The sequence below is a fragment of the Blautia stercoris genome (genome assembly GCF_054657695.1).
This window is the reverse complement of sequence record NZ_BAAHYF010000001.1, coordinates 985,390-1,005,030: the sequence shown is the minus strand read 5'-3', so window position 1 is coordinate 1,005,030 and position 19,641 is coordinate 985,390. Positions and strand designations below refer to the sequence as shown.

Annotated in this window: 20 protein-coding genes, 7 tRNA genes and 1 other annotated feature; of the genes, 25 read left to right on the top strand and 2 right to left on the bottom strand. The window is 38.5% G+C overall.

What is annotated here, in order from left to right; all coding sequences use genetic code 11:
- Positions 1-112 precede the first annotated feature (112 nt).
- The 25 genes from ACYQ2D_RS04890 to ACYQ2D_RS04770 all read left to right on the top strand — a co-directional run bounded on the left by ACYQ2D_RS04890 (position 113) and on the right by ACYQ2D_RS04770 (position 17,996).
- Positions 113-1,237, top strand: coding sequence for a tyrosine-type recombinase/integrase (locus ACYQ2D_RS04890; protein WP_459784780.1), 1,125 nt, complete (start codon positions 113-115; stop codon positions 1,235-1,237).
- A gap of 59 nt (positions 1,238-1,296) precedes the next feature.
- Complete coding sequence (locus ACYQ2D_RS04885) at positions 1,297-1,641, top strand: type II toxin-antitoxin system HicB family antitoxin (RefSeq protein WP_459784778.1); 345 nt, start codon at positions 1,297-1,299, stop codon at positions 1,639-1,641.
- Between the two features lie 417 nt (positions 1,642-2,058).
- Positions 2,059-2,131 (top strand) — tRNA-Val (locus tag ACYQ2D_RS04880).
- Positions 2,132-2,167: 36 nt separating this feature from the next.
- Positions 2,168-2,241, top strand: a tRNA-Met gene (locus tag ACYQ2D_RS04875).
- A gap of 27 nt (positions 2,242-2,268) precedes the next feature.
- Positions 2,269-2,341, top strand: a tRNA-Val gene (locus ACYQ2D_RS04870).
- Between the two features lie 36 nt (positions 2,342-2,377).
- Positions 2,378-2,451, top strand: a tRNA-Met gene (locus tag ACYQ2D_RS04865).
- 26 nt (positions 2,452-2,477) lie between these two features.
- Positions 2,478-2,550 (top strand) — tRNA-Val (locus ACYQ2D_RS04860).
- A 40-nt stretch (positions 2,551-2,590) separates the two neighbouring features.
- Positions 2,591-2,664 (top strand) — tRNA-Met (locus ACYQ2D_RS04855).
- Positions 2,665-2,781: 117 nt separating this feature from the next.
- Positions 2,782-3,435, top strand: coding sequence for a DUF3786 domain-containing protein (locus tag ACYQ2D_RS04850; RefSeq protein WP_459784776.1), 654 nt, complete (start codon positions 2,782-2,784; stop codon positions 3,433-3,435).
- Positions 3,436-3,775: 340 nt separating this feature from the next.
- Positions 3,776-4,396 carry an NUDIX hydrolase N-terminal domain-containing protein gene (locus ACYQ2D_RS04845; RefSeq protein WP_022304519.1) on the top strand — a complete coding sequence of 207 codons (621 nt, stop codon included), beginning with the start codon at positions 3,776-3,778 and terminating at the stop codon, positions 4,394-4,396.
- Positions 4,397-4,525: 129 nt separating this feature from the next.
- Complete coding sequence (locus tag ACYQ2D_RS04840; protein ID WP_330600288.1) at positions 4,526-5,626, top strand: GntR family transcriptional regulator; 1,101 nt, start codon at positions 4,526-4,528, stop codon at positions 5,624-5,626.
- Positions 5,627-5,659: 33 nt separating this feature from the next.
- Positions 5,660-6,349 (top strand): L-ribulose-5-phosphate 4-epimerase, encoded by a 690-nt coding sequence (locus ACYQ2D_RS04835; RefSeq protein ID WP_022304517.1) that lies wholly within the window; start codon positions 5,660-5,662, stop codon positions 6,347-6,349.
- 53 nt (positions 6,350-6,402) lie between these two features.
- Positions 6,403-8,001 (top strand): xylulokinase, encoded by a 1,599-nt coding sequence (locus tag ACYQ2D_RS04830; RefSeq protein WP_459784774.1) that lies wholly within the window; start codon positions 6,403-6,405, stop codon positions 7,999-8,001.
- A gap of 294 nt (positions 8,002-8,295) precedes the next feature.
- Entirely contained in the window at positions 8,296-8,595 is a 300-nt protein-coding gene (locus ACYQ2D_RS04825) for a DUF2325 domain-containing protein (RefSeq protein ID WP_022304515.1), read from the top strand.
- Positions 8,589-9,140, top strand: coding sequence for a DUF3793 family protein (locus tag ACYQ2D_RS04820; protein WP_022304514.1), 552 nt, complete (start codon positions 8,589-8,591; stop codon positions 9,138-9,140). The genes ACYQ2D_RS04825 and ACYQ2D_RS04820 overlap by 7 nt, the downstream gene beginning before the upstream one ends.
- 25 nt (positions 9,141-9,165) lie before the next feature.
- The gene (locus tag ACYQ2D_RS04815) at positions 9,166-9,588 is read left to right on the top strand and encodes a flavodoxin (protein ID WP_459784771.1); all 423 of its coding nucleotides are present in this window, start codon (positions 9,166-9,168) and stop codon (positions 9,586-9,588) included.
- 183 nt (positions 9,589-9,771) lie between these two features.
- Positions 9,772-10,308: a 2-C-methyl-D-erythritol 2,4-cyclodiphosphate synthase gene (gene ispF / locus ACYQ2D_RS04810; protein ID WP_117457533.1), complete on the top strand. Its 537-nt coding sequence runs from the start codon at positions 9,772-9,774 to the stop codon at positions 10,306-10,308.
- Between the two features lie 54 nt (positions 10,309-10,362).
- On the top strand, positions 10,363-11,919 hold the full coding sequence (locus ACYQ2D_RS04805; protein WP_459784770.1) for an ABC-F family ATP-binding cassette domain-containing protein: 1,557 nt from the start codon (positions 10,363-10,365) through the stop codon (positions 11,917-11,919).
- Positions 11,920-12,144: 225 nt separating this feature from the next.
- Entirely contained in the window at positions 12,145-13,479 is a 1,335-nt protein-coding gene (gene gdhA / locus ACYQ2D_RS04800; protein ID WP_117457465.1) for an NADP-specific glutamate dehydrogenase, read from the top strand.
- Positions 13,480-13,672: 193 nt separating this feature from the next.
- Positions 13,673-13,876: a binding site (T-box leader), on the top strand.
- A gap of 68 nt (positions 13,877-13,944) precedes the next feature.
- On the top strand, positions 13,945-14,628 hold the full coding sequence (epsC, locus tag ACYQ2D_RS04795) for a serine O-acetyltransferase EpsC (RefSeq protein ID WP_022304509.1): 684 nt from the start codon (positions 13,945-13,947) through the stop codon (positions 14,626-14,628).
- Positions 14,625-16,031 (top strand): cysteine--tRNA ligase, encoded by a 1,407-nt coding sequence (gene cysS, locus ACYQ2D_RS04790; protein WP_117457466.1) that lies wholly within the window; start codon positions 14,625-14,627, stop codon positions 16,029-16,031. The genes epsC and cysS overlap by 4 nt, the downstream gene beginning before the upstream one ends.
- A complete protein-coding gene (locus ACYQ2D_RS04785; protein WP_117457467.1) occupies positions 16,016-16,465 on the top strand; it encodes a Mini-ribonuclease 3 in 450 nt (149 codons plus the stop codon). The genes cysS and ACYQ2D_RS04785 overlap by 16 nt, the downstream gene beginning before the upstream one ends.
- Positions 16,440-17,183: a 23S rRNA (guanosine(2251)-2'-O)-methyltransferase RlmB gene (rlmB, locus tag ACYQ2D_RS04780; RefSeq protein ID WP_117457468.1), complete on the top strand. Its 744-nt coding sequence runs from the start codon at positions 16,440-16,442 to the stop codon at positions 17,181-17,183. Before ACYQ2D_RS04785 ends, rlmB begins: the two co-directional genes overlap by 26 nt.
- Positions 17,184-17,196: 13 nt before the next feature.
- On the top strand, positions 17,197-17,790 hold the full coding sequence (locus tag ACYQ2D_RS04775) for a sigma-70 family RNA polymerase sigma factor (protein WP_022304505.1): 594 nt from the start codon (positions 17,197-17,199) through the stop codon (positions 17,788-17,790).
- 133 nt (positions 17,791-17,923) lie between these two features.
- Positions 17,924-17,996 (top strand) — tRNA-Thr (locus ACYQ2D_RS04770).
- A gap of 73 nt (positions 17,997-18,069) precedes the next feature.
- Here ACYQ2D_RS04770 and ACYQ2D_RS04765 read toward each other — a convergent pair.
- Both ACYQ2D_RS04765 and ACYQ2D_RS04760 read right to left on the bottom strand, forming a co-directional pair.
- Positions 18,070-18,837, bottom strand: coding sequence for an ABC transporter ATP-binding protein (locus ACYQ2D_RS04765; RefSeq protein WP_022304504.1), 768 nt, complete (start codon positions 18,835-18,837; stop codon positions 18,070-18,072).
- A 3-nt stretch (positions 18,838-18,840) separates the two neighbouring features.
- Positions 18,841-19,620 carry an ABC transporter permease gene (locus ACYQ2D_RS04760; RefSeq protein WP_022304503.1) on the bottom strand — a complete coding sequence of 260 codons (780 nt, stop codon included), beginning with the start codon at positions 19,618-19,620 and terminating at the stop codon, positions 18,841-18,843.
- Between the last annotated feature and the right edge of the window lie 21 nt (positions 19,621-19,641).

Sequence of the window (19,641 nt, the reverse complement as noted above, 5' to 3'; positions counted from 1 at the left end):
AAGTAAACAGAAACAACCCAAATAGTTTAAAAAGGGTCACTTTGATTATAATTGCTTATGTGGCTCTTTTGCAAGTGAAAAATGCCGAAAAAGGCATGGAAAGGAGCAGAGCATGGCAAAGGATAAAAGAGGGCGAAAGCTCCCGAAAGGAATAAGACAAAGATATAATGGATTTGAGGGACGTTTCATGTACAAAGGTGAGCGACATCTAGTACATGGAGAAACTATCACAGAAACCCAAAAGAAAATGACAGAATTAAGATATAAATTAGAGCACGGTTTTTTCGTATCAAAAGAAAAAATAGTGTTTGATGATTGGATGCAAATCTGGTTTGAAGAATATAAAAAGAACAACGTAAAACTAGGGACATATCAAACATATCTGACATTGTACAACAGTCAGATAAAAGATAAGTTTGGCGATATGCTGTTGACAGAAATTCGAGGCGAGCATATACAGAACTTTTATAATGAGTTAATAAAAGAAAAGTATGCACTTAAAACGATAAAAGTAATAGGAGCGATAATAAATGGAAGCCTAAAACAGGCAGTTAAGAACCGCTTGATAGAGATAAATCCAGTAGGTGCGGTAGAAATCCCCCAAAAAGCAAGAATAACCAAAAAAGAACGAATTGCAATGACAAGAGAACAACAGGAACTTTTTATGGAATATGCAAAGGAAAGCTATTTGTATAATTTCTTTGCGGTTATGCTTCGTACCGGCTTAAGACGTGGGGAAATGCAGGGCTTGAAGTATTCAGACGTAGATAGAAAGAATAATGTACTGCATGTACGACGGACGTTAAAACAGATAGAGGGACAAGGCTACATGGAAGATACACCAAAGACCAGAACATCGAAAAGAGATATCCCATTGACGGCTGATATTCTTTCTTACATTGAGGTACAGCGCAATTTCTGGGGGCTGAAAGTGGAGAAGATGGACAGGTATCTATTTTGTAATGAAAATGGTGAGCCTATCAGCCGGGAGAGAGTGCAGGGTGAAATAGACAGAACAATAGAACGGATTCATGCAGCAGGATATGATTTTCCACGGATAACATCGCATGTATTCCGGCATACTTTTGCAACCAGAGCAATAGAAGCAGGGATGCCACCACAGGTATTGAAAACGATTCTTGGACATAGTTCTTTAGCCATGACAATGGATTTGTATAGCCATGTATTACCAGATACTAAGGCAGAAGAAATGAACAAAATAGCAGACGTATTTTAATACTTGTACTTGGCTTGAAATATTGTATATGGTACTATGACAAAAAAGGAGTGGAAACAATGGAAGTAAAAGACTATATGAAACTGCCATATACAAGATTAATACAGGAAATCAATGACGAAAGCGGTCACTATTTCTACGGCAGAATCTTAGAATTAGATGGTTGTCAGAGTACAGGTGATACACTGGAAGAACTCTATAGTGATTTGGATGAGGTAATGGAAAGCTATTTAGAAGTGAAAATTGAAAATAATTTGCCAATTCCGTTACCGGAGCAGACAGAAAACTATAGTGGAAAATTCAATGTAAGACTTCCTAAGCCGCTGCATCAGCGTTTGGCGATCGAAGCGAAAAATGAGGGTGTGAGTCTGAATCAATTAGTTCTCTATAAATTGGCACTGTAATAGATAAGCTATTGACCTTTTGGGGTTGATAGCTTTTTTAATTATTGAGGCAAAAAAGTACCAAAAAAGTACCAAATTGCATAAACGATAATAAACTAAGATAAAAAGAAACGTAGATTTTTAGAACACTATAAAATAGGAAATAAAACAATATAAACTTAGATAAATTATAAAAAATTTTTCAAATTTTAAATTTAAATTAAGAAAGATCGTTGCAGAGCCGGTCGGCTCTACAGCGGTCTTTTTTGTCGGTTAGAAATTGTACTTTGAAAATAAAAATATAAAGAAAATCAGGATAAAAAATTAGAAAATATCGCAACTATTAGAAAAATAAAAAAAATTCAAAAAAAGTGTTGACATTTCGACTCATTTAAGGTTATAATAGCAGAGCAGTCAGGTAATGGCTGTTAACGAAATGGGATCTTAGCTCAGCTGGGAGAGCATCTGCCTTACAAGCAGAGGGTCACAGGTTCGAGCCCTGTAGGTCCCATTCCTTTTGAAAAAAACAAAAGAAATAAAAAAAGATGGCGAGATAGCTCAGTTGGCTAGAGCATACGGTTCATACCCGTAGTGTCGAGGGTTCGAATCCCCCTCTCGCTACTTGGTCAAAAGACCAAAAAAGAAAATGGGATCTTAGCTCAGCTGGGAGAGCATCTGCCTTACAAGCAGAGGGTCACAGGTTCGAGCCCTGTAGGTCCCATTCCTTTTGAAAAAAACAAAAGAAACAAAAAAAGATGGCGAGATAGCTCAGTTGGCTAGAGCATACGGTTCATACCCGTAGTGTCGAGGGTTCGAATCCCCCTCTCGCTACTTGGTCGAAAGACCAGAGATTAAATGGGATCTTAGCTCAGCTGGGAGAGCATCTGCCTTACAAGCAGAGGGTCACAGGTTCGAGCCCTGTAGGTCCCATTTCTTTTGCTAAAAAAACAGAAGAAAGAAATGAAAATGTGGCGAGATAGCTCAGTTGGCTAGAGCATACGGTTCATACCCGTAGTGTCGAGGGTTCGAATCCCCCTCTCGCTACTCTTTTTTTATCCATTTTTACATTTTTAAAGAATCATATGCAGAACAGTGCAAATGGTTCTTTTTTGTTGTACAATAAAGAAAAACTAAAAAATAGGGAAGGAAGGTAAAAATAAAATGCAGGAAAACAAAAGCTCAAATTATGATAAATTAAGCGAAGAATGGCGGTTGAAATTTCTGGAGATGGATAAAGAATTAGTGAAGAAAAAACTTCCGGAAATCAGACAGGAAAATGATATCTTTTTAATTACCCATTTTGGAGAACAGTATGGTGTTTCTTTAAAAGACGGAACGATTTTTTTAGTTAATCAAAGAGAAAGACCGGTCTCAAATGGAGTAAAGATGGATATCTATAACTTATTTTGGTATTCTAAAGAAGATGCTTTTTTCATGAACCGCTGGGTTCCTTTTCGGGATGTAAGAGGTGCTTCTCCATTTACACCGGCATTTGAGAGAAATGTGCTTATGCCGTTTGCAAAGACGTTTGAAGGACATACAGAAGAATTAAAAAAGGCAGCGGAAGCAATTGGAGGAATAAGTGTGAAACAAGGCGATGCCGGATATATCATTCCTGCATTTGACTGTATTCCGATGCAGTATTTATTTTGGGATGGAGACGATGAATTTTCAGCACAGGCAAATATTTTATATGATTATAGTGTGACGGATTATATTCATGTAGAATCTACGGTATCCCTTGCGACAGAAGGAATTTTAAGACTGGCAGAAGTGGCTGGTTTGGAACTGAACGGAAATATTTTCAGAATGTAGAAATCCCCTGGATAGGGTTAAAAAATCAAAAAAAAGAATAGAAATGATTGATTTTTAAGGGGTGAAAAAAATGAAAATAAAATCCCCCCAGGTGGCTTGCATAACAGAAAAAGACAGGGTATTATGAATTCAAGGTTATGAAATTCGTCTTCCTCTTTTACGAATAACCTTAACTTTACAGTATTGTTGGACTTGTAGAATACCTCCGCAGAAACTACAAATCCTCTAAGAATTTCGTTGAAAAAGAATTCCGTACGATAAAATGTATGGGATTCTTTTTTCTTGTAAAGGAAAAAGGAATTCGATACAATAAAAGAAAACAGTAAGGGAGAAAAAGTAAATGCAAAAAGAACAAAAATGGCTTGACTGGGCGGTGGAATTACAGAGTCTTGCGCAGAGTGCCCTGTATTATTGTAAAGATAAGTTTGATATAGAACGTTTTGAGCGGATTCGGGAAATTTCCGCAGAGATGTTAAGTGAAGCGTCAGGACTTCCGACAGAAAAAGTAAAAGAAATCTTTTGCAATGAAGTGGGATTTCAGACGCCAAAATTAGACTGTCGGGCAGCAATCTTTAAAGGGGATAAGATTTTACTTGTGCAGGAAAATAATAAGACATGGTCACTGCCAGGAGGCTGGGTTGATGTAGACCAGTCTGTCAAACAAAATACGATAAAAGAAGTAAAAGAAGAAGCGGGACTGGATGTGACAGCGGACCGTGTGATTGCAGTGCAGGACAGAGAGAAGCATAATCTGCCGATTTATGCTTATAAAGTATGTAAAATTTTTGTACAGTGCAGTGTAATCGGCGGAGCATTTCAGGAAAATATTGAAACCATACAGAGTCGATATTTTTCACTGGATGAACTGCCACCGCTTGCAGAAGAAAAAAATACAAAAGAACAGATTGAGATGTGTTTTCAGGCGTATCGTTCCAAAGATTGGGAGACAATGTTTGATTAAAAGTTATAAATTAGTGGCGAAACCCCATAAGCTTGCCTGTGGGAGTAGTCAGCAACTGGAATAAATTTTAAAACAACTTGTCAATACCACCGTACAAGTTATAAAATAAAAACCAAAGGAGTGTGTATAGTGGCAAACGAAAATGGAAAGACAAAATATTATGCACTGATGGAAGAATTAAAACAGGCGATTTTAAGTGGTCAGATTAAACCGGGAGAGAAACTTCCATCCGAAAATGAGCTGTCTGCTCGTTATCAAATCAGTCGTCACACAGTCCGGAAAGCACTGTCTATTTTGATTAATGAGGGATATATTGAGGCAGAACATGGCAGAGGAACATTTTGTTCTCAGAGAATGGGACATTTGAAGAACTCAAGAAATGTGGCAGTTGTGACGACTTATATCTCAGATTATATTTTTCCGCGTCTGATTCAAGGGATGGATAAGGTACTGACGGAAAATGGTTACAGTATTATTCTGAAAAATACAGCAAACAGCAGAACAAAAGAAGAAAAAGTGCTTGAAGATATTTTGACAAAAGATATTGAAGGGCTGATTATCGAGCCGAGTAAGAGCCAGATTTTCTGCAGGCATACGAACTTGTATGGTATGCTGGATGAGTATGAAATTCCTTATGTTTTTATTCAGGGTGTATATTCCCAGATGTTGGATAAACCACATATATTAATGGATGACTGCAAGGGCGGGTATATGGTGACAAAACATCTGTTAGATTATGGGCATAAGAAAATTTTAGGTATTTTTAAGGCAGATGATTCTCAGGGGAGAGAACGGCATAAGGGATATGTAAAAGCATTGCAGGAAGCTGGAATTGCTTATGACCCGGATATGGTGGTATGGTTTCATACAGAGGACAGAAAGACAAAACCAGGAATGATTATGGAACTGTTGTTAAAGCAGAAAAAAGAGATAGACGGAATCGTCTGTTATAATGACCAGATTGCGCTTGAAGTCATTTACTGTCTGCAAAAAAATGGAGTCCAGGTTCCGACAGATATCTCAGTTACGGGATATGATAATTCTGTAATCGGAGAGGGAATGGGAGGTCTGACAACTATTACGCATCCACAGGAAAAACTCGGTGAAATGGCAGCGGAATTACTGCTTGAAAAAATTCGAAAAATCCCGGAAGAAAAAAGTAAAATTCCGAGATTGATCGAACCGGAATTAATTGTTCGAGGTTCAACGAGGAATAGAAATCAAAAATAAAAGAGACACAAAAAAGAAAGTGAGGACAAAAGAATGTTAGAAGAATTAAAAAAAGCGGTATACGAAGCAAATATGCTTTTACCCAAATACGGACTGGTTACATTTACCTGGGGAAATGTCAGCCAGATTGACAGAGAAACCGGATATTTTGCAATCAAACCAAGTGGTGTGGATTATGACAAACTGACACCGGATGATATGGTTATCATGGATTTAGAAGGAAATAAAATCGAAGGAAGATACAATCCATCTTCTGATACGCCAACTCATCTGGAGTTATACAAAGCATTTCCAAACATTGGAGGTGTCGTACATACGCATTCTCCATGGGCAACAAGCTGGGCTCAGGCAGGACGTGGTATTCCATGTTATGGAACAACCCATGCCGATTATATGTATGGAGAAATTCCATGTGTCAGATGTCTGACAAGAGAAGAAATTGAAGGTGCTTATGAGAAAAATACAGGACTTCTGATTGCAGATTATTTTAAAGATAAAGATTACGAAGCAGTGCCGGCAGTACTCTGTAAAAATCACGGACCGTTTACCTGGGGAAAAGATGGACATGAAGCAGTACATAATGCAGTCGTATTAGAAGAAGTCGCAAAAATGGCAGCACGTTGTGAAATGATTAATCCGCAGGTAAAACCAGCCCCACAGGAACTGCAGGATAAACATTATTACAGAAAACATGGTGCAAATGCTTATTACGGACAGAAATAAATTTTGGCTATAAAAATTCCGAGAGTATAGAATGAAAAACGGAGGAAACAAAAATGGGTTTCGATACAAAAAGCGTAATTGAAAACGGAAAAGCAGTACTTGGTATTGAATTTGGTTCAACCAGAATTAAAGCAGTTTTAATCGGAGAAAATAATGAACCGATTGCTTCCGGTGCACATGACTGGGAAAACCGTCTGGAGAACAATATCTGGACTTACACATTAGAAGATATCTGGACAGGTCTTCAGGATAGCTATAAAAAAATGACAGAAGATGTCAAAGAAAAATATGGAGTAGAAGTAAAGAAACTGGCTGCTCTTGGATTCAGTGCGATGATGCACGGTTATATGGCATTTAATGAAAACGATGAGCTCTTAGTACCATTCCGTACCTGGAGAAATACCATGACACAGCAGGCATCTGATGAGCTGACTGAATTATTTCAGTTTAATATTCCACAGAGATGGAGCATTGCACATCTTTATCAGGCAATGTTGAATAAAGAAGAACATGTATCTAAAATTAAATTCCAGACTACGCTTGCAGGTTATATTCACTGGAAACTGACAGGAAAGAAAGTACTTGGTGTAGGCGAAGCTTCCGGTATGTTCCCGATTGATATGAATACAAAAACCTACAATGCAACAATGGTAGAAAAATTCAATGAAAAAGTGGTTGAAAAAGGATATAGCTGGAAATTAGAAGAAATCTTTCCGGAAGTATTAAGCGCAGGAGATGCAGCAGGTGTTTTAACAGAAGAAGGTGCAAAACTGCTTGATACGACAGGAACATTGGAAGCAGGTGTGCCGGTATGCCCTCCGGAAGGAGATGCAGGAACAGGTATGACTGCAACAAACAGTATCGCAAAACGTACCGGTAACGTATCTGCCGGAACTTCTGTGTTTGCTATGGTAGTACTCGAAAAAGAATTATCCAAAGTATATAAAGAAATCGATATGGTGACTACTCCGACAGGAAGTCCGGTTGCCATGGTGCACTGCAACAACTGTACTTCTGACTTAAATGCATGGGTTGGACTGTTCAAAGAATTTGCAGAAGCATTTGGAATCGAAGTGGATATGAATAAACTGTTTGGAACATTATATAATAAAGCACTTGAAGGTGAAAAAGACTGTGGCGGACTTTTAGCCTATAACTATTTCTCAGGAGAACATATCACAGGATTTGAAGCGGGTCGTCCATTATTTGCACGTACGCCGGACAGCAAATTAAGCCTTGCAAACTTTATGCGTGTGCATCTGTATACTGCACTTGGCGCATTAAAGACAGGTTTGGACATTTTGTTAAAAGAAGAAAACGTAAAACTCGATAAGATTCTTGGCCACGGTGGTCTGTTTAAGACAAAAGGTGTGGGACAGAAGATTATGGCAGGTGCAGTCGGTGTTCCGGTATCTGTTATGGAAACCGCAGGAGAAGGCGGAGCATGGGGAATTGCCCTTCTTGCTTCTTATATGGTCAACAAAGCAGAAAATGAAACATTAGATGATTATCTGAATAGTAAAGTATTTGCCGGAAATGCAGGAAGTGAAATGGAACCAGATGCAGAAGATGTAAAAGGATTTGATGCATTTATTGAACGTTACAAAAAAGGACTTCCGATTGAACGTGCAGCAGTAGAAAACTTACAGTAACAAATAGCAGAACTCACAGGGATAAAAAAATCCCTGTGAGTTTTTTAATATAGAATAATTTATCCAATCAACGCGAGAATGTAAAAAAATATTTAAAAAAAACTATTGACAGAAATAGGATAATTATGTATACTAATTGTAGTTAGATAACACTAACCAACAACAACACACACACTACATACACAGGCGGCTGCAAAGACAGTCGCCAAAAAAAGAGAATGGAGTTAGAAAGAACTAACTTTAAATAGAAAATTGATATAAACCACTAAAAACTGTTTTGAAAGGAGAATTAAAATGAGTATTGTTATTGTGGGCGGAAATGAGAGAATGGTCTGTCAGTATCAGAATATCTGTAAAAACTACGGCTGTAAGGCAAAGGTATTTGCAAAAGAAAAAGGCGCTATGAAAAAGAAACTGGGCTGTCCGGATTTGATGATTTTGTTTACAAATACAGTATCTCATAAGATGGTAAACAGCGCATTGCAAGAAGCGAAGAAGAATAATATTCCGATTGCGAGAATCCATACAAGCAGTGCAGCCGCTTTACACACAGTACTGAACGAATATACAGGAAAGGAAAGTGTAGTATGCTAGAACAGTATCTGGTGGAGCATTGTTCGCCAACCCTTGCCGGATTAAAGACGGCGAATCTTTTTTCAGTTCGTTTTATTGATGAAGAAGAGTTAAATCAGCATATGAAACAGTGTGAAAAAAAATTTCAGAATAAGGGAGTCTCATTGATTCTCTTGAAAAAAAGAGCTGATACGGCATTGATTTATGTATGCAGAAGAGAGAAACTTCAAAAAGATTTACAGAAAAACGGTGTAAAAGAATTTCTAAAAAAGTATGGATATGAAAATACTGATGAAGAAGAGGCCATTGCGTGTTTAAAGGCACGATTAAATTTAGAAGAAAAATTCCCTCATGAAATTGGACTGTTTCTTGGCTATCCTCTTGGCGATGTTATCGGATTTATCGAGAACGCAGGAAAAAACAGTAAATGTGCAGGTTGCTGGAAAGTTTACTGTAATGAGTGTGAAACAATGAAATTGTTTGAGAAATTTAAAAAGTGTACAAGGATTTACACAAAACTTTGGAGACAGGGTACAAGTGTAGAAAAACTAACAGTGGCAGCTTAAAAAGAAAAAAGGAGACGAAGAAATCATGAGTAAAATTGCAGTTGTATATTGGAGTGGAACAGGTAATACAGAAGCTATGGCAGAGGAAGTTGCAAATGGAGCAAAAGCTGCAGGCGCAGAAGTAGAATCCTTTACAACAGATGATTTTGCTGCAGATAAAATGAATGATTACGATGCAGTTGCATTTGGATGCCCGGCTATGGGAGATGAAGTATTAGAAGAGGACGAATTTGAACCATTATTTGAGGACTGTAAAGCAAAACTTTCCGGTAAAAAAATTGCTCTGTTCGGTTCTTACGGATGGGGAGACGGAGAATGGATGAGAAATTGGGAAGAAGACTGCAAAACAGCAGGTGCAATACTTGCCTGTGACCCGGTTATCTGTAATGATGAACCAGATGATGACGCAAAAGAAGCTTGCCAGAACCTTGGAAAAGCACTTGCATAAATAAATTCAAGAAGAAATATAACAAATACAAGAAATATAACCAAATAGAATCAAAATAAAAAATAAAATATAACGTAAAAAGAATAAAGAGAAGAGAAGCGAAAGTGGAGTAGAAGTGTTGACTTTTACTCTGCTTTTTGCTATGTTCAAAGAAAACTAAAAAAGGAGAACTTCAAAAAGATGATGCGTGTAGGAATGGGATATGATGTACACAAACTGGTAGAAGGACGCGACCTGATTCTTGGTGGTGTTAAGATTGACTGGGAAAAGGGGCTGCTTGGACATTCAGATGCAGATGTGCTTTTGCATGCGATTATGGATGCACTTTTAGGTGCAGCAGCCCTTGGAGATATCGGACGGCATTTTCCGGATACCGATGAGAAATATAAAGGAATTTCAAGTATTAAGTTATTACAGCATGTAGGAGCATTGTTAGAAGAAAACATGTACGTGATTAATAACATTGATGCAACGATTATTGCACAGAAGCCAAAGATGATGCCGCATATTGAAAAAATGCGGGAAAATGTGGCAAAAGCTCTGAATATTGAAAAAAATCAGGTCAATATCAAGGCAACAACAGAAGAGGGACTTGGATTTACCGGAAGTGGAGAAGGTATTTCTTCACAGGCAATCTGTGCACTTCAAGATGCCAGGGATTTCATGGCAGATGACCGTATAATGCCGGCAGGATGCGGTGTATGCTGTAAAAAAAATTAAAAGGTACGTCAGGAGTTTTGGCGCACATAAAAAACATCAGGAGAAAAAGAAAGTATGAGTATATTAAACGTAGAACATTTATCCCATGGATTTGGTGACAGGGCGATTTTTCAGGATGTGTCCTTTCGTCTGTTAAAGGGGGAGCATATCGGGCTTGTCGGAGCAAATGGAGAGGGAAAGTCTACCTTTATGAATATTATAACCGGAAAGCTGATGCCGGATGAGGGAAAGATTGAATGGGCAAAGAATGTAAGAGTCGGATATCTGGATCAGCATACGGTGCTTGAAAAGGGCATGACAATCCGTGACGTCTTAAAGTCTGCGTTTGGATGGCTGTTTGAAATGGAAGAGCAGATGAATGGGATCTGCGATAAGATGGGGGAAGCATCTGAAGAAGAGTTAACTCAGATGATGGAAGAACTTGGAACAATTCAGGATATGCTTACGATGCATGACTTTTATATTATTGATTCTAAGGTAGAAGAAGTGGCAAGAGCACTTGGGCTTACAGAAATCGGTCTGGATAAGGATGTGACGGATTTAAGCGGTGGTCAGAGAACAAAAGTATTGTTAGGCAAACTGCTATTGGAAAAGCCGGATATTTTGCTTTTGGACGAGCCTACGAACTATCTGGATGTGGTACATATTGAATGGCTGAAACGTTATCTGCAGGAATATGAAAATGCCTTCGTGTTAATTTCACATGATATTCCATTTTTGAATCAGGTCATCAATTTGATTTATCACATGGATAACCAGCAGTTAACACGATATGTGGGCGATTATGACCATTTTCAGGAAGTTTATGCAGTAAAGAAAGCCCAGCTTGAAGCAGCTTATCAGAAACAACAGCAGGAAATCAGTGAATTAAAAGATTTTGTGGCAAGAAATAAAGCAAGAGTGTCAACCAGAAATATGGCAATGTCCAGACAAAAGAAATTAGATAAAATGGATGTTATTGAACTGGCAAGAGAGAAACCAAAGCCGGAATTTCAGTTTAAGACTGCAAGAACACCAAGTCGTTTTGTGGTAGAGACGAAAGAATTGGTGATTGGATATGACGAACCGCTTTCCAAACCGCTTACCCTGACGGTAGAGAGAGGCGAAAAAATTGCTTTAACCGGTGCAAACGGAATTGGAAAGACTACGCTTTTAAAGAGTATTTTGGGGCTTATTCCGGCACTTGGTGGAAAAGCAGTGCTTGGAGATTATCTGGAGATTGGATATTTTGAACAGGAAATGCCACAGGGAAATAAGCATACCTGTATCGAGGAAATTTGGGAAGAATTTCCGTCTTATACACAGTATGAGGTAAGAGCCTCACTTGCAAAATGCGGACTGACGACAAAGCATATTGAAAGTCTGGTGCGTGTCTTAAGTGGTGGAGAGCAGGCAAAGGTGCGTTTATGCAAAATTATTAACCGTGAGACGAACCTGCTTGTACTTGATGAGCCGACCAATCATCTGGATGTAGATGCAAAAGAAGAACTTAAACGGGCGCTTAAAGAATACAAAGGAACAATTCTGATGGTCTGCCATGAACCAGAGTTTTATGAAGGGCTGGTTTCAAAGGTCTGGGATTGCTCAGAGTGGACTACAAAAATTGGGTAAAATAAATGCTGGACTTTATGCAAAAAGTGCTTTAAATTGACAAAGTATATGCAGTTTTTATAAAAAACCACTGCAAATTTCGTCATAAAACTGATGATTTCTCCAAAAACTACGAAAAATATGAAAGAAATAAAATTTCAGCTTGCAAAATCTGTCCGAGAGTTTTATAATCAATTTGAGTTTACAAATAGCGAAAATGAATCAATATTAGGAGGACAGAAAGTCATGTCATACGTAGATGAGGTTATTGAATCAGTTGTAAAGAAAAACCCAGGCGAACCGGAATTTCATCAGGCAGTAAAAGAAGTACTTGAATCTTTAAAACCGGTTGTAGAAGCAAACGAAGAAAAATATCGTAAAGAAGCTTTATTAGAGCGTCTTGTAGAACCGGAACGTGTTATTATGTTCCGTGTACCGTGGGTTGATGACAAAGGTAATGTACAGGTAAACAAAGGATATCGTGTACAGTTCAACAGTGCAATCGGACCATACAAAGGTGGTCTGAGATTCCATCCATCCGTATATCTTGGAATCATTAAATTCCTTGGATTTGAACAGATTTTCAAAAACTCCCTTACAGGTCTGCCAATCGGTGGTGGTAAAGGTGGTTCTGATTTCGATCCGAAAGGAAAATCAGACAGAGAAGTTATGGCATTCTGCCAGAGCTTTATGACAGAACTTTCCAGACACATTGGCGCTGATACAGACGTACCGGCTGGTGATATCGGTGTAGGCGGAAGAGAAATCGGATATCTGTTTGGACAGTATAAGAGAATCCGTGATTCTTACGAAGGTGTACTGACAGGAAAAGGTCTTACATTTGGTGGTTCTTTAGTTCGTACACAGGCGACAGGATATGGTCTGTTATACTTAACAGAAGAACTGTTAAAATTAAACGGAAAAGACCTTGCTGGTAAAACAGTAGCTGTTTCCGGTGCAGGAAACGTTGCAATCTATGCAATTGAAAAAGCATATCAGTTAGGTGCAAAACCAGTAACCTGCTCTGATTCCACAGGATGGATTTACGATGCAGAAGGTATCGACTTAGAAGCATTAAAAGAAATTAAAGAAGTAAAACGTGCACGTTTAACAGAATACTTAAACTACAGACCAAACGCTGAATATCATGAAGGCAAAGGCGTATGGAGTGTAAAAGTAGATGTAGCTCTTCCTTGTGCAACACAGAACGAATTACAGTTAGAAGATGCAAAACAGTTAGTAGCTAACGGATGCTTCGCAGTTTGCGAAGGTGCTAATATGCCTACTACATTAGAAGCAACTCAGTATCTGCAGGAAAATGGTGTAATCTTTGCACCTGGTAAAGCTGCAAATGCTGGTGGTGTTGCTACATCTGCTCTGGAAATGTCTCAGAACAGTGAACGTTTAAGCTGGACATTTGAAGAAGTTGATGAAAAACTTCAGGGAATCATGGTTAACATCTGCCACAACATGGTAAATGCTGCTAAGAAATATGGTCATGAAGGCAACTACGTAGTAGGTGCAAATGCTGCCGGATTTGAAAAAGTTGCAGAAGCTATGATGGCACAGGGTATCTGCTAATCAAAATTTGGAAAATAAATTGCTATAAAAACAGAAAAACCGTGGCGTTTAAAAAACGTTGCGGTTTTTTCATCTAGTGAATCCAAAAGTAGTTTCGGAGTGAAATCAAAAGTGGTTCTGTGAAATAGAGGTTGACAAATTTGTCATTTATGAATAAACTAGAACAAGACAGATTAAGATAAATTTAAGATATAAAAAAGCGATGAATGGAAAGAGTACCACAGAAATTTTTTACAGAGAAAGAGGGTCATCGGCTGGAAGCCTTCTAAAAAGGAATGTGTGAAAGTGCCTCCAGAAGCTGACAGCTAATCCCTGTCCGTAATCCTGCGTTAAAGGAAGAAAAGCGGAGGAATGTATCCTCAAGTAGAGTGGAACCGCGGAATATTTCGTCTCTATATGGCACAAGTCATATAGGGATTTTTTTATGAGTTAATTTAAGAATAAACAAAAAAGAAGGGAAAGAAAATGGGATTTATCAAGCATATTAAAGAAGAATTCCAGGTGATTCAGGAAAGAGACCCAGCGATTAAGACACCGCTGGAAGTGCTCTTATATCCAAGCTTTCGTGTTATGATTCAGTATCGGAAAGCGCATAAACTTTACCAGAATGGACATTATTTTCTTGCAAGATGGATTTCTCAAAGAGCGGCAAGAAAAACCGGAATTGAAATTCATCCAGGGGCACAGATTGGAAAAGGGCTGTTTATTGACCATGGAAACGGTGTTATCATTGGAGAGACAGCAATTATTGGAGATAATGTTACCTTATATCAGGGTGTTACGCTTGGAGGTACCGGAAAAGAAACCGGAAAACGTCATCCTACGTTAAGAGATAATGTAATGGTGAGTGCAGGAGCAAAAGTTATCGGTTCTTTTACGATTGGTGAAAATTCAAAAATTGGAGCAGGAAGTGTCGTACTTGAAGAAGTACCGCCAAACTGTACCGTAGTAGGTGTTCCGGGACGTATTGTAAAAAGAGAAAACAGAAAAGTGCCGAGAAGCGATATGGATCAGATTCATTTGCCAGACCCGGTATTAGAAGATATTCGTACTTTACAGAAAGAAAATGAAGCGTTAAAATCCAAATTACAGAGAATGGAATATCAGCTGCAGGAGATAAGAGAAGAAAAGGAGAAAAACGAATTATGAAAATTTATAACACACTGACGAAGAAAAAAGAAGAATTTGTACCGCTTGAAGAAGGAAAAGTAAAAATGTATGTGTGCGGACCAACGGTATACAACTTTATTCATATTGGAAATGCACGTCCGATGATTGTATTCGATACCGTAAGAAGATATATGGAATACAAAGGCTATGATGTAAACTATGTTTCTAACTTTACCGATGTAGATGATAAAATCATTGCAAAAGCAATTGAAGAAGGGGTGTCTGCGGAAGAAATCTCCAAACGTTACATTGCAGAATGTAAAAAAGACATGGCAGATATGAATGTAAAACCGGCTACCACTCATCCGCTGGCGACTCAGGAAATCGATGGAATGATTGACATGATTCAGACCTTAATCGAAAAAGGATTTGCTTATGAGGTAAATGGAACCGTATACTTCCGAGTAAAGAATTTTAAAGAATACGGAAAACTGTCTCATAAAAATCTGGAAGATTTACAGTCTGGTTTTCGTTCCATTCAGGTATCCGGTGAAAATCAGAAAGAAGACCCTCTTGATTTCGTATTGTGGAAACCGAAAAAAGACGGAGAACCATTCTGGGTATCTCCATGGGGAGAAGGCAGACCGGGATGGCACATTGAGTGCTCTGTTATGTCCAAGAAATATTTAGGAGAAGAAATTGATATTCATGCCGGTGGAGAAGATTTAGTATTCCCGCATCATGAAAATGAAATTGCACAGTCTGAGTGCTGTAATGGAAAGCAGTTTGCAAGATATTGGATGCATAATGCATTTTTAAATATTGACAATCGTAAGATGTCAAAATCTCTGGGTAACTTTTTTACCGTACGTGAAATAGGAGAGAAATATGATTTACAGGTGCTTCGTTTCTTTATGCTCAATGCGCATTACAGAAGTCCGTTAAATTTCAGTGCAGAATTGATGGAAGCTTCCAGCAATGCCTTAGAACGTATTGTAACCTGCGTAGAGCAGTTAAAACATTATTTGGAAAAAGCAGAGGGCAATGAGTATGCAGAAGCAGAAACTGCGCTTGTGAAAGAAGTAGAAGCGCTGGTGGAAAAATATGAAGAAGCAATGGAAGATGATTTCAATACTGCAGATGCTATTGCGGCTATTTTTGAAATTGTAAAACTTGCAAACACAAACACAGATGCGGAAAGTACAAAGGCATTTGTACAGTTCTTATTTGATAAGATTGTAGGGTTAAGTGATATCTTAGGATTGATTGTAAATAAGAAGGAAGAAGTGTTAGATGAAGAAGTAGAAAAGCTGATTGAAGAACGTCAGGCTGCAAGAAAAGCAAAAGATTTTGCAAAAGCAGATGAAATCCGTGACAAATTAGCAGATATGGGAATTATCTTAAAAGATACCAGAGAAGGAGTACAATGGAAGCGAGCTTAAGTTATTTAAAAGAGCTGTTTGCACTGGGGAATACGGATATTAAGACGTATTCCCCACTGACACTGGCTTATATCGGCGATGCCGTGTATGAGATTGTTATTCGTACGGTTTTGGTAGAAAAAGGCAATGCACAAGTCAATAAACTGCATCAGAGGGCAAGTAAGCTGGTAAAGGCTTCTGCGCAGTCTGAAATCATTGAAAAATTAAAAGAGGATCTGACGGAAGAAGAACTTGCCGTTTATAAGAGAGGCAGAAATGCGAAATCTTATACGATGGCAAAAAATGCAACTATGTCTGATTATCGAAGAGCAACCGGATTTGAAGCTCTGATGGGATATTTATATCTGACCGAACAGTGGGAGCGGATGTTACAGTTGATTAAAAAGGGAATTGAAAAAGGAGAAACGGATGGAAGAGAAGTTCCAGGAAAGTAAAGTAGAGGGAAGAAATGCAGTATTGGAGGCATTTCGTTCCGGTCGTGTAATTGATAAATTGTTTGTTCAGGAACATTGTGAGGATGGTCCGGTAAGAACGATTTTACGAGAAGCAAAAAAACATGATACAATGGTGCGTTTTGTAAAAAAAGAGCGCCTGGATCAGATGTCTGACACTGGAAAACATCAGGGTGTGATTGCAATGACGGCTGCGTATGATTATGCAGAGGTATCAGATATTTTAGAAAAGGCAAGAGAAAAGGGTGAACCGCCATTTATTATTTTATTAGATAATATTGAAGACCCGCATAATCTTGGAGCAATTATCCGTACTGCAAATCTGGCAGGTGCACATGGAGTCGTTATTCCCAAAAACCGTGCGGTCGGGCTGACTGCGACAGTGGCAAGGACTTCGGCAGGGGCATTAAATTATACACCGGTTGCAAGAGTGACCAATATGGCAAGAACAATTGAAGACTTAAAGAAAGAGGGATTGTGGTTTGTCTGCGCAGATATGGGTGGAACAAATATGTATGACCTTGATTTAAAAGGTGCAATTGGTCTTGTCATTGGAAATGAAGGCGACGGTGTATCAAGAGTAGTAAGAGAAAAATGTGATTTTATTGCTTCGATTCCTATGAAGGGAGACATTGATTCTCTTAATGCATCAGTTGCGGCAGGTGTTCTGGCGTTTGAAATTGTAAGACAGAGAATGTAAAGAAAATAAAAAGATGAAAGATTTACAACAATATACGGATGAAGAATTAATTGTACAGCTTCGTAATGGTAACCAAAGCGTGGAAACGTATCTGCTCAACAAATATAAGGGGCTGGTCTTAAAAAAGGCACATGCGATGTTTTTAGCAGGTGGAGAGACAGAAGATTTGATTCAGGAGGGAATGATTGGACTCTTTCAGGCAGTCCGTGATTATCAGCCGGATAAAAATACGCTGTTTTCAACGTTTGCAAATCTCTGCGTAGTACGACAGCTTTGTAAGGCAATCGAAGTTTCAGGAAGGAAAAAACATAAACCACTCAATGCGTATGTCTCTTTAAGTGGAGACGATTCTCCACTTTTAGAAGCATTTGATTTCAGCCAGCAGAATCCGGAAACGATTGTGATTGACAGAGAAAATACGGAGCAGATGCGTAATAAAATTCGGGAATGTTTAAGCGAATTTGAAAACGAGGTGCTGGATTTGTATCTTGAAGGAAAGACTTATACGCAGATTGCAGTACTTATGGAAAAAACACCAAAATCAATTGACAATGCACTACAGCGAATCCGTGGCAAAATCAAAGAATTGTCGCTGGATTCGCGTTAATTGAGAGGACTCATAAAAGAATCTTTGCATTAACATAAAAAATAAAAGAAATATTACAAAAAGTATTGACATTTCAAACAATTTTTGCTAGAATCTGTAATTGTGATGAACGGCTTGTGATATCACAAGTCAGGCTGCCTTGGCTCAGTTGGTAGAGCGTCGCCTTGGTAAGGCGGAGGTCGGCGGTTCAAATCCGCTAGGCAGCTTGTAAAAAACCTCTCTGAAATCTCAGAGAGGTTTTTTTGAATGCTTTACAAATAATTAAAACGAATGCCTTTTTTAAATATAGTATTCAATTGTTTCGTGAGATTTCATATTAAAGATTTCGTAGACTTTATCACGAATCATCAGGAAATCATTGGAAGTACGGTCTCTGTGTTTTGGAAGCTGTACCGTAAGGAGAGCCTTAATTCGTCCGGGGTTTGCGGACATTATGACAATTCGGTCGGCAAGAAAGACGGCTTCTTCAATATCATGTGTGACAAAGACTACGGTCTTTTTTGTGTCCTGTGCAATTTCCAGAATGTCTGTCTGAAGTTTCATTCGAGTGATGGCATCCAGTGCACCAAATGGTTCGTCCATAAATAAAATATCCGGTTCTACGGCAAGGGCACGGGCAATTGCGACACGTTGCTGCATACCACCGGAAAGCTGTGCCGGACGTTTTTTTGCAGCATGTTCGAGTCCAACCATTTTTAAATAATGAGATGCAATTTTGGCTTTCTTTTCTTTACTGTATTTTTGGGTCTCAAGTCCCAGTTCTACGTTCTTTTGTACCGTTCTCCATGGAAGCAATCCATAATTTTGAAAAATGGTGACATATTTCATGGAAGGTTTCTGAACAATCTGATTTTCGATTTTGATTTCGCCGGATGTCGGTTTTAAAAATCCCGCCATTGCATTTAAGAGAGTAGATTTTCCACAGCCGGATGGTCCAAGCAGGCAGATAAATTCCCCTTTTTCAATATTTAAAGAAACATCATCTAAAATGACATGAGTTTGATTTTCTTCTTCAAAAGAAATTGTTACATTTGATACATCTATCATTTTTTACGCTCCAAATCCGAATTTTGTACGAATCAGTTTCTCAGCTATCCGAAGAAATCCATCTAAGATAAAACCGATGACACCGATAGTTAACATAGTTGCAAGTAAAGAGTCAAACCGCATGCAGTTTTTTGTATCCATAATCAGGAAACCAAGTCCGGACTGAGAACCAACCATTTCACCGGATACAAGGAAAATCCAGGAAGTTCCAAGTGCCAGACGAAGTGCGTTGGAAATCTGGGTAAAAATGGCAGGAAAGATAATACAAAATAATGTTTTTACTTTATTTACACCAAAGCTGTCTGCGATTTTATAATAGATTTTATCGACATTTTGAACTGCACTGACAACAGAGAGCAGAATTGGGAAAAATCCGGCGATAAAGATGATTACAATTGCAGGTACATCACCGATTCCAAACCAGAATACGATAAATGGCATGAAAGCAACGGGTGCAATCGGGCGGATAATCTGAAGAATCGGATTAATAAAGGTAAATACACGCGGAAAACTTCCAAGTAACAGTCCAAGCAGAATTGCCGAAACAGCAGATGAAAAATAACCGATGGCAAAACGAATAAGACTGGTTTCAATATGAAGAGGAAGTATAACAGAAGAAGTACTTCCCGGCAGTCCGGTCGTACAAAGCTGAATGAATGCCTGTAATACTTTATATGGAGACGGAAACAGGGTTTCATTGGTGTGGGCGAGGGTGCAGGCTGTCTGCCAGAGCACCACTACAACCACAAAAGAAAGAATCGTTCGTATTGTCTTTTTTAACATAATCTTTTGTCCTCACAATCT

What these genes read in the sequence shown, in the direction of transcription:
- ACYQ2D_RS04805 (WP_459784770.1), top strand. Translation starts at nt 10,363, where the DNA reads ATGAGTATATTAAACGTAGAACATTTATCCCATGGATTTGGTGACAGG.
- ACYQ2D_RS04850 (WP_459784776.1), top strand. Translation starts at nt 2,782, where the DNA reads ATGCAGGAAAACAAAAGCTCAAATTATGATAAATTAAGCGAAGAATGG.
- ACYQ2D_RS04775 (WP_022304505.1), top strand. Translation starts at nt 17,197, where the DNA reads ATGAAAGATTTACAACAATATACGGATGAAGAATTAATTGTACAGCTT.
- ispF (WP_117457533.1), top strand. Translation starts at nt 9,772, where the DNA reads ATGCGTGTAGGAATGGGATATGATGTACACAAACTGGTAGAAGGACGC.
- epsC (WP_022304509.1), top strand. Translation starts at nt 13,945, where the DNA reads ATGGGATTTATCAAGCATATTAAAGAAGAATTCCAGGTGATTCAGGAA.
- cysS (WP_117457466.1), top strand. Translation starts at nt 14,625, where the DNA reads ATGAAAATTTATAACACACTGACGAAGAAAAAAGAAGAATTTGTACCG.
- ACYQ2D_RS04815 (WP_459784771.1), top strand. Translation starts at nt 9,166, where the DNA reads ATGAGTAAAATTGCAGTTGTATATTGGAGTGGAACAGGTAATACAGAA.
- ACYQ2D_RS04760 (WP_022304503.1), bottom strand. Translation starts at nt 19,620, where the DNA reads ATGTTAAAAAAGACAATACGAACGATTCTTTCTTTTGTGGTTGTAGTG.
- rlmB (WP_117457468.1), top strand. Translation starts at nt 16,440, where the DNA reads ATGGAAGAGAAGTTCCAGGAAAGTAAAGTAGAGGGAAGAAATGCAGTA.
- ACYQ2D_RS04825 (WP_022304515.1), top strand. Translation starts at nt 8,296, where the DNA reads ATGAGTATTGTTATTGTGGGCGGAAATGAGAGAATGGTCTGTCAGTAT.
- ACYQ2D_RS04820 (WP_022304514.1), top strand. Translation starts at nt 8,589, where the DNA reads ATGCTAGAACAGTATCTGGTGGAGCATTGTTCGCCAACCCTTGCCGGA.
- ACYQ2D_RS04830 (WP_459784774.1), top strand. Translation starts at nt 6,403, where the DNA reads ATGGGTTTCGATACAAAAAGCGTAATTGAAAACGGAAAAGCAGTACTT.
- ACYQ2D_RS04890 (WP_459784780.1), top strand. Translation starts at nt 113, where the DNA reads ATGGCAAAGGATAAAAGAGGGCGAAAGCTCCCGAAAGGAATAAGACAA.
- ACYQ2D_RS04885 (WP_459784778.1), top strand. Translation starts at nt 1,297, where the DNA reads ATGGAAGTAAAAGACTATATGAAACTGCCATATACAAGATTAATACAG.
- ACYQ2D_RS04845 (WP_022304519.1), top strand. Translation starts at nt 3,776, where the DNA reads ATGCAAAAAGAACAAAAATGGCTTGACTGGGCGGTGGAATTACAGAGT.
- ACYQ2D_RS04765 (WP_022304504.1), bottom strand. Translation starts at nt 18,837, where the DNA reads ATGATAGATGTATCAAATGTAACAATTTCTTTTGAAGAAGAAAATCAA.
- ACYQ2D_RS04835 (WP_022304517.1), top strand. Translation starts at nt 5,660, where the DNA reads ATGTTAGAAGAATTAAAAAAAGCGGTATACGAAGCAAATATGCTTTTA.
- ACYQ2D_RS04785 (WP_117457467.1), top strand. Translation starts at nt 16,016, where the DNA reads ATGGAAGCGAGCTTAAGTTATTTAAAAGAGCTGTTTGCACTGGGGAAT.
- gdhA (WP_117457465.1), top strand. Translation starts at nt 12,145, where the DNA reads ATGTCATACGTAGATGAGGTTATTGAATCAGTTGTAAAGAAAAACCCA.